We start from the raw sequence: 13,615 nt of genomic DNA, 5'->3' as shown, positions 1-13,615 counted from the left end.
TTATTTTTTAATCTGTCTACCTAAAGGGGAGCATATCACACACCTTAGGACATTCCAGAAAACCAACCTCAGGAAATAATTTATTTCCAATTCACCTAACTAAAAAGTTAAGATACTACGACACAGGTACACAGTACATCACCATATTAAGTCGAGTTAAATAATTCCGTCCCCAATTCGTCCCCAAACACGACTTTGGCAGGTTTTCCTACGATGATCCAAATATGAACAAAAAATAAAAACCCTTATATCACAAGGGTTTCGATGAATTATGTATGGTGACTCGGACTAGGTTCGAACCAGCGACCCCCACCCTGTCAATTGTCGGTAAGAGAACCTTGTTAATACGATAGTCCATAAACGCTAGTCTATCGCTATTTTTAGACGTTCATTCCATTCTGAATATCGCTATTATAACTTATAGCACCTTCACCTTGCAACTCTGATACGCAGACTACTGTGACTTCTTTTTTGCTACGATTAACGGTAATTACAGTTAAAGCATCGCACTACAAAGAATATAATTTTAATATTCTTTTAAATTTACAAGTTCCAAATTAAGGGTTATAATGGAAATTGTTGAGAGGATGTGAAAATATATGAAAATGAAAGTTGCTATTTTTGCTCTAGTTTTAAGTCTACTAATTGGATCAGTGGTTATGGCGAACTCATCTGCGGTAAATGATCCTTCTGTAGAAGGTCCTTTAAAATTTGAACCATCTACTGACATTAAACCCGGTGATTCTATTGAAGTACCTTCATCTAGCGATCCAGAAATCACGCCTTTTAACGTTACTCTAATTGATAATGTTAAACATTCAGGTAAAACTGCCTATGAAAAAACATTTGAACTTTCTCCGGGTAACGGTAAAGAACTGAATATTTATGTAAAAAACAACCACAGTTCAAAGAAAGTTAAGTTCAAAGTAGAGCGCACTGACAATGGACAAGATTTTGGTTATGTTACAATTGAGCCGGGCGGTTCTAAAACAAGAAACTTTACGATGGACAGTGGTAAAGGAATGAGTGGTAAATGGAAGGTTTATGTAACCAGCGACGACGGTCACGTAATGGATCTTCTAATCAATGCTAGACAATTCTAATTCAATAAAACAAAACATCCCCTTCTATATTAGAAAGGGGTTTTTGTTATTAAACAAAAAATAGCCCCCGCAAGTCCAAAATGGACCTACGAGGCGTGTCGTCATTACTCGTTACTATTTCGGTTAAGATTGCGTTAGTGAGCGCTGAGCGCCCCCCCTATCCCTTCGAAATTTGCTTAAAGCGTTGAATCGAGCCGATAATCGCATCTGCGCTATTCGCCGTAACGTTAACGCTCCCTATCGACATGGAATTGTCGTTATGAGTTACGCTTCCGCCAAGTCCTCCGCTTAGTTGAGCGCCTAACGCGATCATGTCGCTAATCCTAGATTGATACGCCGACATAACGCTATCTAAGTGCTTCTCTACGCTAGACAATGCGGTATCTAGTCCTTGTTGTAATACGGTATTCCGCATATCCTGTGCGATCTTATCACGGTCTAATACGTCTGCCCAGTACACGTCCAGCGCTTCGATCTTCTTGCGGTTGCCGTCCTGCATAGCCGCGAGCCCGTCTTGTAGCGACTTAATCTCCGCTTCCTTCGCCATATTAATAACGTCAATTTGTTCGTTAAGCTGGCGTTTCCTCGCGTCTAACTCCGCTTCTCTTCGTTCTCTCGCAGCTTGACGGTCCATATCGGCTAGTTGTTTATCGATACTGGCTACGGCTTCCGCGTCGTGCGTTAACTCTGTCGTTAGCGTGCCGTCCTTGTTACGTACCACTTTCTCGAAACGCTTATCCGCAATAATGGCGTTCTTCTTAGCGATCAATTCCGCACGTTGGAGCCTACGGTCTTCCACCTTTTCGAGTTCGCGTTCGGCTTTAATCTGTGCGTCAATCGCTTCGACTTGTCTACGTATCGCCTTGACGGATTCGTCATATCGTTGTTTCGTCGTTTCGATACGATTCTTATACGCTTCCTCTTCGTTTTTGAGCGATTCCCTTAGTGACTCTTTCTGCATATCGCGCTCTTTACTAAGCGCCTCCATACGTTTAGCCGTAGCCATTTCGATTAAGCGCTTCTTATTCTCCGCGACTTCTCGATCCGCACGCTTATAGTAATCGGAGTCCGCTTCGTGTCGATTTCTTACGCGAAGCCACGCGTCTAGACGCATCTGCGTAATCTCCTCTTCCGCCGCCCCCTTTTCGCGCATACGACGCTCCTCCCGTTCGATCCATTCCGAGGAGTTCGTGTAGGATTCACGCGCAGATTTCTCCGCCTCTCTTACGCTATCTTCCGCCATTTGCGACTTGAGTCGATGCACTTTAACTTCGAGGTCCTTACGTATCTCTGCGTTATTTTTATAACGCTCGAGAAGGCGATTTAATGCCGCAAGCTCCTCTTCTTCCGACATCTTGTCGAGTTCCTTCTTGTACTGTATCCACTTTAACGACTCGCGGTACTGTTCCGCCTGGACGTCCTCGAAGGACTTTTTACTACTAGACGACTTACTGCTTCCGCCACCCTTCGAACTACTACTCGCACTCTTACTGCCACTTCCTCCGCCGCCTGATGACGAAGATTTAACGTTAGTCTGAACGTTAGATGAACCGCCCCCTCCGTTTCCTCCGCTCCATTTGCGATCATCGTCCGTTAAATAAAACGGTAGATTCGAAGATTTTGGGTTGCCCATACCACGCAATTCACGTTCTAGCTTCTCGATTTCCGCGATAGCTTTCGCGATACCAAGCTTTTTCCGAGTCCAATCGAGCCTCCGTCGCCTTGCGCATCCTGTGCTTTTAGTAGCGCTAGTGTCGCCTTTAAATCGTCAATCTTCGCCTTCGTAGCTTCTCTCGTTGCGCCCGTCATAGATCGAATAGCCGATGTCTGCGAGTTGTAGGCGGACACTACGTCAGGATTAATTTCCTTGATGCGCTCGAATACCTCAGCCATACGCTTTTTAGCGTCGATAGCTTCTTGAGAGTCGTCCGCTAAATCGCTAGTTTTACGAGCAAGGTCGTCGTACTCTTTCGATAGTCGGTTCGTTTCTTCACGCGTCTTGCGTTCTTGTTCTTCTACTTCGCGTTGTTTACTCGAAAGATACGATAATCCTGCGGCTAATCCGCCTACTGCTAGACTGATGGCAGCAAATACGGGTATCGTCAATTTTAGCGCCATGAGTGCGGTACTTAACGCACGTATCCCGAACACTAAACTCCCGACTAACGGTACAAGCATGGAAAACGTAATGATCGCATTTTGCGCCGGAGTGTTTAAGTCTGCGAAACCTTTCGCCAACGACGTCAAGATGGACGTAACTTCGCGAATGGCTGGCGCAAACTTATCGCCTACCGCTATGCCCGCCGCTTCGAGTGCGGACTTGAATGCTGCGATCGAGCCATTTAGCGTATTGTTCTGGATATCCGCCATCTCTTGCGCTGCGCCCGCCGAGTCTTGTAGCTGACTCGTAAATTCCGCTAGTGTCGATTCTTCCGTAGATAATAACGTTAAGAATCCGCTTGCCGCTTCCGTCCCTGCGATTGTCGCCGCGTACTCTAATCGCTGAGTTTCGGTCAATCCGCTAAAGGCGCGCTCGGCGTTCGAAATAATCTGCGGTAACTCTAGCATTTTACCGTTAGCGTCCGTTATGCTGAAACCTAATTCGTTCATCAACTTCGCCGCTTCTGCAGACGGAGAGATTAGGCGTAAGAGAATCGCTCTTAACGTCGTACCCGCCATTTCGCCTTGTATACCGGCGTCCGATAACTTACCGACAGCCGCCGCCGTTTCTTCTAACGAAAGTCCTGCGTTAGAAGCGATAGGCGCTACGTATTTCATTGCGTATCCTAATTGCTCAATATTCGTATTAGATGACGTCATCGTTTTCGCTAATACGTCAACAACTCGCGAAGTTTCGCCCGCTTCGATCTTAAATCCCGTTAGAATATTCGATGCGATATCCGCCGTCCTAGCGAGTTCCATCTGACCCGCCGCCGCTAAGTTAAGGACTCCGGGCATCGCTGAGATTATTTCTTGTACGTTAAAGCCCGCCATTGCGAGATACGACATTCCTTCCGCCGTTTGTGACGCAGAGAATACCGTTGATGCGCCTAGTTCTTCCGCCTTCTTACGCAATGCGTCGAACTCCATTACGTTCGCCTGCGTTATCGCCTTGACGCGCGCCATCGAGGACTCGAATTGAGCTGCCGTCTTGACCGATGCTGTAATAACTCCGCCCATTGCGAGCGTGAGTCCGGCGAAGGCGACGCCTAGCTTCTTAATCGACGATTCCGTATCCTTGGCGCTTGATTCGAGTTCCTTCGTCTTACCCTTCGCCTTCTCGATCGATTGCGAATAATTCTTCGCATCAAGTTCGAGTTTGGCGCGTATCGATCCTACGTCTATCGAGTTCATTCGTCACCGCCGCCGAGTAAATGACTTTGTATTTGTTTTAGTTCTTTCTCCGCAAGATCAAGGATTTTTAGTAGTTTTTCAGTGTCCGATAGACTATCATCGTCCGTTACACTCCGCAAAAATCCAGCAATCTCCGCCGTGACGTCAAATAACGTATTTTCTTCGTGTTCTTTTTTTGTACTATCAAGTATCTCCTTCATTTGGTTCCCCCTTAAAATTAGTAAAAAGCAAAAAGAAAAAGCGCCGATACGTTGGCGCTCATGCTTACTATTTGTTAAATTGTTTGACGATGGAATTTTTAAGTTTTAGGTAAATTGCCGCCGACTCGGGCGCACTCTGACTAGCCGCGCTATTATACACTCGACTGAGTGTATCTAGATCAGGTCTGTACCGCGAGATGTCAACGGTATCTAGGTTGATTCCCGCCGCTCTATTTACGACTTTTTCGTCGCCTTCGAAATGATAGAACCCTCTGTCATCAATTATTATCCTAAATCCGTGGACTGGCGTAGTACGTCGCTCTAGCTTGTATCATTGCGCCTCCGCCTAACATAACCCATATAACTCCCTTCTCCGGAGATTTTAATTTTGTGGAATGGATCTAGCACCTCATCAAAAACCATGTAAGGCGCTATTGAAAACTCTATGCTTCGCGTTGCAAACGTGATCCTCGTCGATCCGAGATTACAAAGGACCAAAGAGGTCATCAGCTCATGAAACTCGATCTCCTGATCACCCGTTCCCTCGAACGTGGCTTGTACTTCAAAAACATTATTCATGCTCCTTCACATCCTGTTCAACGAACTCTTTTTTCATTTTTACGTAAGCTACTCTATCATCGACTTTTGACGTTTCTTTCGCTTTTTCATACGCTCGGTCAACTTCTTCCTGCGTGATTTTAGTCGATTTTGCCCTATCGTCATCTTTAGTTTCGCTTGTACTAGGCGATTCAAGGGCTTTTTTGATCGTGGCATATAGTACCCGGCTCTCGGCGTTTGAGTAGGTCCGCGCAACTTCCTCGGCTAGTCTAAGGTCTCTATTTGAGAGCGGCTCTTTGTTTTGTAACTTATCCATTAGTCCTTGGCGTATAATCCCCATGTTTTTAGATTGATTATTTTTAGCGTTATTGTACTCAACTCTATCTCTGATCAGCTCATACCGCATAATAGCCTGCGCATCACCCGTACTCGCCTCTTCCTCCAATTTTTTAAGATACAGTTCTGATGGCGATAGGGTATACGGGTACTCATCATCAAAATAGGTAGTAATTAATTCCATAAATTTTTGGTTAGCACTTGTGTATTCTGCAATTTTTTGCGGATTGCCCCTAGCAAATAGTTTCATTTTTTCTAGTTTCGAAACAGTTATGGGTAGTTTCATTATTTATCATCTCCTTCAGTTTGTTTTCTTTTTGTTCCCGCTGGAAACTCTCCATATTGCTGCACTCGATACAATCCCTCTTCCGTTATTAGTGGCAGCTCCCGATGATCTACCATTTCGCTCGGATAAATCAAATGATTATCTTCATTTCTTACCTCACTAAATTGGCTGACAAAATTCCGCCTGCGTTGATCGTATTTTGACCGCTCCTCCGCTAAATCTAGTAGGGCGTTGTAATAGGCTTCTCTCGCTAAATTCATCCGCTCCAAGATCGGCGTGAAAATTTGCTCTCGCACGAGCGGTCTATAATTAGTATTCCAGTCCGCCACTAGATCGCGGGGAGTTATATTTCCTTCACGCGCCTCTGTGCGTATATACATTTCCGCTCCGCTTTGCTCGCTCGATGCCACTTCGTATTCTTTCTCGGCTTCTTCGATTTGTTTTCTTTTCTTGGTTTTTTCAGACGATAGATCTTTGCCCTCGCGGAACTCCCGTTTCAAAATAGCCTCTAATTCGGCGTTTAAGTCTTTGACTCGCTGCCCTGCCTCTTTTGTTTTAGTAGCGTATTTTTCTCGCATTTCAGTGAATTTAGTATCCTGCCCCAAGAAATCCTCGTACTTTTTCCATTTAATCATTGTTTTTCCTCCCTATTACTAGTTTTTTAGCCCAAAATAAAAAGCGTTGCCATGCCGTAAGCTCCGCCTTTAACGGTTTCTCTTCAATTATCTGCGTTAAATACAAGTCCTGAATTATCGGAAACTCCTCTGACTCAGGCGACAATAGGCGATACATCTCCGTAAAGTTCGCCGACGATACTAACGATACGTTGACGCCAACGATAGGGAGAAATGTCTTAAATATCTCCTCGTTGTCAGTTTCTAAATCTACCGTCTGTATCTGATGTATCCGCATCACATCAAGTACGATATTTATAACCGACAGACTATCCGTTATCGGGATAATGATGTTATCCGCATGGTTGCCGTGAGAGTTGAATAAGTCTAGCGCCGCCAATTCGATTCCCTCTAGGTCCGACGTCACGATTCGTAATAGGTTCCGCATCCTTAGATCACCCTTTCACGTTAAGTTTTTTTGCGAGCTAACCTTTTCGCTAGCCTTTCCGCTTTTTGAATCTCTTTTAGCTCTTCTTGCTCTGTTATCTGTATCGTTTCATTAATTTTTTCAAGCAAATCCGCGTCAACTAACGTGATAGCTCCCGCTTGTATCGACGCTATCTCTTTGGCGTTGGAATAGACGGCAAACGTTGCGTCCGTATCGATTACTTTATCGAGCCAACGTAAACACTCGTTATATGCCTTTTGCATCGCCACCTCTTGCGTTCCTCTCGTTTCTACTTCGTGCCGCCAATTATTGACGATAAATACGCTGTAGTAGCGATCATCACCGATTTTTATAGCGTGGTGATGTAAGACATAACTTAGATCATTTATCATTAATCCGCATCCCCTTTAATTTTGATTTCGTAACATGAATGTATTACTACCTGTTCGCTATTTTAGGCATTAAAAAAGCCCGTCATAGCGGGGTTTATTTATCCGTTTTCGTAACGCGGAGGGTCGACTTTGAGCGGTAATCTCGCATACGTTTAGCAGCGCTTGCTCTGTTCGATTCACCTCGGCATTTAGCGGAGCAGAATTTTACAGCGTTAGATTTACGTACAAACAGATCGCCACACTGCTTACATGCGGTGATATCGTCAAGCTGGCTACGGCTCTTGTTAATCCGTTTAGGATGTTTGGGTTTAATTACCGTACCCGCATCCGACAAGGCGTTGTATTCGCTCACCTCGTACCATGTCGGTTCATCGCATTCATCAAAGGCGGCTTCTCCGCACAAGCGCGCCATATACTGGCGATGTAGGGCGGGTTTACCGGGTAGGACGGCGTGTTCATAGTAATTGCATCGGTTATAATTCCAATCGACAGAAAAGTACGGGCAGGGCTTATCCTTTAGACACTGACTGTTTCCTGCGTAGTTAGCGCATAGCGTAGATACGTGATTGATTACAGATTTTAGTTGATTCATGCTTCGATTGCTCCTTTTTGTGCAAAATAAAAAACCGTAGAGTATATAACTCTCGGTTTAGGTTCGAATACAATATCCATTTATATCTCGTAGCTACCCCATGCTTTTAATAACGATCTCATACGGCTGGACGGTAGGTATAGGCTTATTGATTCTCCATTACGTATTCTTGAACGCCATATCCATTGTAATAAATCCGATACAGCTAATAAGTCTTGATTAACAGTTATCCCGTTATCCTCAAAGAACGCTCTCTCTATCGGATGCAAGTAGCGATTAAATACGTATGCTAACGCCTTCCTGTCGCTATACTCGTTAGTAGCTCGGAGGTTAACCGGCGTAAATGATTTAGCGTAACCTTTCCCACGTAAGTCTATTTCATTTTTCTTAACGGTCGTCCATATTAATTCGTTACCTTTCACCTTACAATGATTACGAAAATATGAGTATATATTTTTCTGCACTCGTTCCAATACGGTATCCGATGCATTTCTAAACCATGATACGCTAAAAGCGTTTCTAGCTTCGCCTACTTCATTATATGGACCATTGTAAATATCGATTAACTTCATTACTTCGGCTCTCTCTTCTCTTTGTGGGTCGTATTCCCCGATATTATAACGTCCGTTACTGTCTTGACTAACGGACTTAATCTCGTAATTTATATCGTGTAACTTATAATAGTAACTTTGTAACTGAACATTGAATAAATACGTTAGGACAAACACATTATCAAAAGCAGAAAATACTTTCGGCGGGAACGCCCATATCAAAAACTTATCACGATGATAGAACAAGTTGCCTGCTTTAGCTAATAACTTAATATCATAAAAACGCCCTTCAACGTAATCCTCGTACACCCACCTAACTCTATTATTTACTATATCAATATATCCTAAATCTCGAAGCGCCTTAATATCCTGCGATGTGATATTAGCCGTTTCAATAACGTCCATTACCTCATCTAGTATTAACGTATAACCTGCCTCGGTCAGTAATTCGATTAACTCCTCGTCCGCAGACTTAAATAGACTATGTGTAGCGCAAATATTCTTTCCGGATACAATTAGCTCTTTCAGGCTACGGAGTTTACGTCCTTCGTTATTGGCATTGTTTGGCTGAAAAAACTCTCTACCCGGTGTCGATTTAATTACTCGCTCGACTTCGTCGAGAAACGGCGTTATATAGATGAACTTTTTATATGCGGGGCTTTCGTTAATATATTGTAACGCCCATGAAGTTTTCCCTTTTCCCATTATCGAATCGACAATCGTTACTCTCACTCAATCACCCCATTTATTTATTGCGCTAAAGTACGCAGTTGCTACTCGAACGCGGTTATTACGTTAGCACTTTCTATACCCTTCCTTTTAAGGAAATACGTTAAAAACGGCTTAACCACGCGGTTTAACGGGCATACTTAGCACTTTTTTGTGCTAACGTTATTATTTAAACCATCGAAAGACCTAAAACATTACGTCCGTTTTTTCGGGAAAAGCACCCTCAAAAACGTCCGTCACTATCCTTTTTAAAACCAGCGTTAAACATATACTAAGATAATATGATGTCGGAGCGAAGCGACGACAGGCGAGGCGGAGCCGAAGCCTATGTCACTTTAAACTCGGAGTTTATCGCTAATATCCACTCTAATTTATCGTGTGTTAGTCCGTTTCGATACCGATCCGCTTAATCTGTTCGATATACTCGGCGCCGAACTCGTCGAGCAGCCTCCGGTTGATGTCGTCAGAAATACCGATGTACCCCGCCTCGATAAATCGACGGTCGACCGACTTACGGATAATCTCTCCGCAAACTGAAATTGGTTCATATTGCTCGCTTGTCGTAGTAATCTAAAAGTTCCACGTTTCATACGGATATCCTCCTTAAATAATTTATTGTTTAATTCACGCAAATAAAAGATGACGCCCATATCGGCGCCTAAACTTCCCTCACTCCTATAGCCAACTAAACGGGTAAAATGCAGGGTTAAAATTAAATTTTATCTCTCGTACCTATAGCCAACTGAGGGGCTAAAATATACCCTACTTTATTAAAATTTTTTCCTCATACCTATAGCCAGCTGAGCGAGTAAAATGCAACCTTCTATTGGGCGCTGCTCCGGTAGGTAGCGTTGCTATTTCGTATAGGACACGCATACTAAGTCGGTGCCACGTGTCACCGTCCTTACCGAACTCTTCGTAAACTTTGATGAAACGTTTAGCAGTTGTTACGTCAAAATCGACTTTTTGAAGGAAATCACGCCTGCTCCTTCTCGCGCAACGCCGTCTTAACTTCGCGTAACTCGCGGACCGTCATTTCGTCGACCGTTTTGGACTCGCCAGTTGACGGGATAGTGTGCGATTGTTCGCGTTGCTCCGGTGGGAGCGTTGCTATTTCGTATAGAGCTTTAATTCCTAAATTCCGGTGTCCCGAGGCACCGAGTTCATCTGCGACCTTAATAAATTTGTTTGCGTGGTTGCGCGATATTTCGATTTCTTCTTCACACCAACGTTCCCAATCGCGATAACCTTTAAACCCGTACTTATTGGGGTTATCACGCACCTCTTTCAGCCTATAGCCGATCTCGAATATCGCCTGACCCGCTACTTGCTTATACGAGTTGATTTCTGCGGTATAAACCGTGTCGGCTTAAACGGTGTTGGCTCGGCGATACACGATAAGTAAGTATTTTCAAAAATACTGTTGACATATGAGAACGTATGTTCTATTATAGTTTTAGGGCATGGCTAATAGCCCGTTGAAACCTGCAAATTTCAAACGGACTACTATGCTGTATTATCTTTACTCAGCGCCCTGCCTATTGGCGCCTAAGATCCGCTAACGTCCGCCAAAACGTTAGCGAGATATCGACGGATCACACACGCCAATGTGTGACGCCTATCCTCACGTCATCCATCGTCCTGCCAAAAACGATAGAGGTCCTCGGATAATAAATAAAGCTAGGTTGAACGCTGACCACACGCTACTAGTCGATCTAAAATCAATCGGACAAAAATTACATGCAATACGATAGAATCCGAGTAATAGAGTCCGGGCAACGTTCAACCTTTATAATTAAATTAGATTGCGCCTCATCGAATTAGATCGAATTTGGTATTGTATCTTTTATCAAGCGTGGTCAGCATCTCTATAGCGCTAGCCGAGTGGAGTCGATCGATTACCTCCTCTAGACTATAGAGGCTCGACCCGATATTGCCGATACGCACACCCGGACTTTCGTTTAAATAGACGTTTCTTCGGACCGGATGCGGCTTCACTTCAAATACGATAACGTCCTCATTTTGATCGACAGTCAGCGCCAAATTATCACTAATTAGCGTGGCTAGATCATATCCGTAGCCGCCATCAAAAGGGAATGCTACAAGTACCGCCTTATACATTGTGTCCACCTCCGATAATATTAAGTTGACCGCCTACTCCTTTCGCCTTGATACCCGCCATTTCAGTCATGGCAGATTCGAAAGACGTAGCACGGACAGTTAGTCCGTTAGGCGCCGTAACAGTAATATAGCCGTTAGGATATGCAGATGAATACGGAACATGACGCAACTTGAAGCCGTGACGTTTTGCGTAAGCACGGACCTGACGTTCAATAACGGATTTACTCATACGGCTACCGCCTCCGATCCGACAACATTAAAACCGATACTCAGCGCACAGTTAACCTTAATATCGCAAGCCCCGACGCTAGCTTTGCGGTCTACATCGAAATAATAGCGAAATACTATCGGATTCATATTAATAACTTCGCCAGTTTCGATATTCATTACGTTGAACCATCCGATTAGAGTGCGTGCCCAGCTAACGCGTATCGTATCTTCCGACTTCGGACCGTATGCGAAATACGCAGGGTCTCCGTGACACCATTCGATATTTGATAATAAATTTTCCATAACCATATTCCTCCCAGTGTTAAAAATGCACATCGTGATGAATAATTTGTTAATTCAAGAATACACACTGGAATGGACATTGTCAATACCCTAATTGAAATTTTCTCTATTAGAATTTATAATTAGGCTAATGATGGGAGGTAGACGGATGATAAAGGTTCATTTATCGAGGATTATGGGCGAGAAGAGATTGAAGATATCGGAAGTATCTGAAATGACGCAATTACATAGAAACGGAATAACTAAACTTTATAACGAAGAGACCGACGGCATTAAATTCGAAACACTAGAGAGATTATGTGTGGCTCTTAACGTTACCGTTGGTGAACTAATTGAACATATTCCTAACAAAAAGAAGAACGCTGAATAATGTCCGAATGGAATCGTCCATATCAACGGTATTAGACGTATCTCTATTCACGACATTAACGAAATAATAACGAATATAACGCAAAAAAAGACGCAGAGTAACGAATACTCTAGCGTCTTTTTTGTATTACTGAGAATGCGACACATGTTTTAAGTATACACATGAAATAGACAAATCACTTTTCGTATATACAAATATTAACTATGATAATATAATGTTAGTACATAAACTATTAGGGGGGGCGTGTATTATGGTTTCGCCAGAGCATGAAAAGGAAATAGTACGGAAGTATCTAAACCACTCTGATTTAAAAAGCATTTCTAGGAAAGTAAAATTAGACACTCGCTCAGTATTAGGCGTTCTCTTCAATAACTCTGCTACAAGAGATAGTATAGAAAAAGAATACGAACGGTATAAAAGTGGTGAGTTTTCTTCATTCTTTCATGAGAGTAAGTTAGGTCGTCCGAAGCTATCCGAAGAAAAAACACGTAAGATTAGACAGGTACGAATTTCCGATGAGGAAATGGAGATTCTCGGAAATCCCTCTTCTACACAAATTCGCAATAGATTGTTTACACTAGAAAAAATAGTTGAGTTTTGTAAAGTATTAGACCAAAAAGGAATCAAAATTATTCCTGACGAGTGGTTATCGGCTGACTATAATAAAAACGATCCTTTTTGGAATAAAGCAGTATACCAATCTAATTTTTCGAGATTGACATCGGTTTCAAAAATAAGAAATATAAACGAGAAAATACCTAATAAAGAAAACGCCCGTTAATACGGGCGTTTTTTCTTATAAAAAGTTACGTGTTGACTAACGCAAACTCACATGTCTATTAACGTAATACCACGTTCTTCCCGTCCCAATGCACGTACTTACCGCTACTTTCGGCTACCTTACGTACTGGCGCATAGGTTACGCCAGACCCGACGTTTTAAAATTTGCGAGAAAGGTTTCGGAGTCAAACCCCCGCCCCCTGCGCACCCGCCTTGGGGGGGTCAGCGCGTCCATTTCTCGCGCACTCTCGTCCGTACTTTTGACCGTATATTGGCGTATTGAATATGCAGCGCTAGGTTACATAATACATCTTAACGGACACTAGGCGTATGAATAATCGCTCTATACCAACGTTTCTAAACGGACGAAAATTATCGCTTATTCATCGTTTTATACATCCGCTTAGTGACGCCATTTATAGCGATTAACACTCCGTTAATGATGAATATCGTTCGTAACGCTAAAGACGCTAGTGTTTACGTAGGATGAACGCTAGAGTCGATGTTTTCGGGGCGTGCGCGTCGTGAGCGGGTTTGTTGATGGGAAGCAATCGGATACTTCGAACATTTGCGATTTTAACGCTTCTTATCGCTTCAAAGCGATTTTTAATAGATACGCAATCCATTTCCGATAACGTCCAGTAAGGTCAAAACGATACCTATTCGAA

Annotated in this window: 15 protein-coding genes and 1 pseudogene; 3 read left to right on the top strand and 13 right to left on the bottom strand. The window is 43.3% G+C overall.

Going from position 1 to position 13,615, the window contains the following annotated elements:
• The first annotated feature begins 599 nt into the window (after positions 1-599).
• The gene (locus tag JCM10596_RS08070) at positions 600-1,103 is read left to right on the top strand and encodes a hypothetical protein (RefSeq protein WP_025026684.1); all 504 of its coding nucleotides are present in this window, start codon (positions 600-602) and stop codon (positions 1,101-1,103) included.
• 157 nt (positions 1,104-1,260) lie between these two features.
• Here the strand turns inward: JCM10596_RS08070 and JCM10596_RS08065 are convergent, their stop codons facing one another.
• From JCM10596_RS08065 to JCM10596_RS08000, 13 genes and pseudogenes are all read right to left on the bottom strand, one after another.
• Entirely contained in the window at positions 1,261-2,457 is a 1,197-nt protein-coding gene (locus JCM10596_RS08065; RefSeq protein ID WP_148302539.1) for a hypothetical protein, read from the bottom strand.
• 32 nt (positions 2,458-2,489) lie between these two features.
• The gene (locus JCM10596_RS29120; protein WP_148302538.1) at positions 2,490-2,690 is read right to left on the bottom strand and encodes a hypothetical protein; all 201 of its coding nucleotides are present in this window, start codon (positions 2,688-2,690) and stop codon (positions 2,490-2,492) included.
• A gap of 63 nt (positions 2,691-2,753) precedes the next feature.
• Positions 2,754-4,457, bottom strand: a complete 1,704-nt coding sequence (locus JCM10596_RS24520) for a phage tail tape measure protein (protein WP_025026682.1) — start codon at positions 4,455-4,457, stop codon at positions 2,754-2,756.
• Positions 4,454-4,657: a hypothetical protein gene (locus tag JCM10596_RS08055; protein ID WP_025026681.1), complete on the bottom strand. Its 204-nt coding sequence runs from the start codon at positions 4,655-4,657 to the stop codon at positions 4,454-4,456. Before JCM10596_RS08055 ends, JCM10596_RS24520 begins: the two co-directional genes overlap by 4 nt.
• Before the next feature lie 571 nt (positions 4,658-5,228).
• Positions 5,229-5,837, bottom strand: a complete 609-nt coding sequence (locus JCM10596_RS08045) for a hypothetical protein (RefSeq protein WP_025026679.1) — start codon at positions 5,835-5,837, stop codon at positions 5,229-5,231.
• Positions 5,837-6,442 carry a hypothetical protein gene (locus JCM10596_RS08040; RefSeq protein WP_148302537.1) on the bottom strand — a complete coding sequence of 202 codons (606 nt, stop codon included), beginning with the start codon at positions 6,440-6,442 and terminating at the stop codon, positions 5,837-5,839. Before JCM10596_RS08040 ends, JCM10596_RS08045 begins: the two co-directional genes overlap by 1 nt.
• A 477-nt stretch (positions 6,443-6,919) precedes the next feature.
• The gene (locus JCM10596_RS08030) at positions 6,920-7,162 is read right to left on the bottom strand and encodes a hypothetical protein (protein WP_148302536.1); all 243 of its coding nucleotides are present in this window, start codon (positions 7,160-7,162) and stop codon (positions 6,920-6,922) included.
• A gap of 223 nt (positions 7,163-7,385) precedes the next feature.
• Positions 7,386-7,883 carry a cysteine-rich VLP protein gene (locus tag JCM10596_RS08025; RefSeq protein WP_025026675.1) on the bottom strand — a complete coding sequence of 166 codons (498 nt, stop codon included), beginning with the start codon at positions 7,881-7,883 and terminating at the stop codon, positions 7,386-7,388.
• A gap of 80 nt (positions 7,884-7,963) precedes the next feature.
• Entirely contained in the window at positions 7,964-9,166 is a 1,203-nt protein-coding gene (locus JCM10596_RS08020; protein ID WP_025026674.1) for a YonV family putative phage-derived protein, read from the bottom strand.
• A 973-nt stretch (positions 9,167-10,139) separates the two neighbouring features.
• Positions 10,140-10,511, bottom strand: a pseudogene (locus JCM10596_RS08015) (DUF3102 domain-containing protein); the annotation flags it as partial.
• 464 nt (positions 10,512-10,975) lie between these two features.
• Complete coding sequence (locus JCM10596_RS08010) at positions 10,976-11,284, bottom strand: hypothetical protein (protein ID WP_025026672.1); 309 nt, start codon at positions 11,282-11,284, stop codon at positions 10,976-10,978.
• Positions 11,277-11,513, bottom strand: coding sequence for a hypothetical protein (locus JCM10596_RS08005; RefSeq protein WP_025026671.1), 237 nt, complete (start codon positions 11,511-11,513; stop codon positions 11,277-11,279). Before JCM10596_RS08005 ends, JCM10596_RS08010 begins: the two co-directional genes overlap by 8 nt.
• Positions 11,510-11,797: a hypothetical protein gene (locus JCM10596_RS08000; RefSeq protein ID WP_025026670.1), complete on the bottom strand. Its 288-nt coding sequence runs from the start codon at positions 11,795-11,797 to the stop codon at positions 11,510-11,512. The genes JCM10596_RS08005 and JCM10596_RS08000 overlap by 4 nt, the downstream gene beginning before the upstream one ends.
• 148 nt (positions 11,798-11,945) lie before the next feature.
• Between JCM10596_RS08000 and JCM10596_RS07995 the strand changes: the two genes are divergently transcribed.
• Positions 11,946-12,167: a helix-turn-helix domain-containing protein gene (locus JCM10596_RS07995; RefSeq protein WP_025026669.1), complete on the top strand. Its 222-nt coding sequence runs from the start codon at positions 11,946-11,948 to the stop codon at positions 12,165-12,167.
• A gap of 250 nt (positions 12,168-12,417) precedes the next feature.
• Positions 12,418-12,948: a hypothetical protein gene (locus tag JCM10596_RS07990; RefSeq protein WP_025026668.1), complete on the top strand. Its 531-nt coding sequence runs from the start codon at positions 12,418-12,420 to the stop codon at positions 12,946-12,948.
• The last annotated feature ends 667 nt before the right edge of the window (positions 12,949-13,615 follow it).

This window comes from Caldalkalibacillus mannanilyticus JCM 10596 (genome assembly GCF_000615945.1).
GTDB classification, from domain to species: domain Bacteria; phylum Bacillota; class Bacilli; order Caldalkalibacillales; family JCM-10596; genus Bacillus_AT; species Bacillus_AT mannanilyticus.
This window is presented reverse-complemented; position numbering and strand designations above follow the sequence as displayed.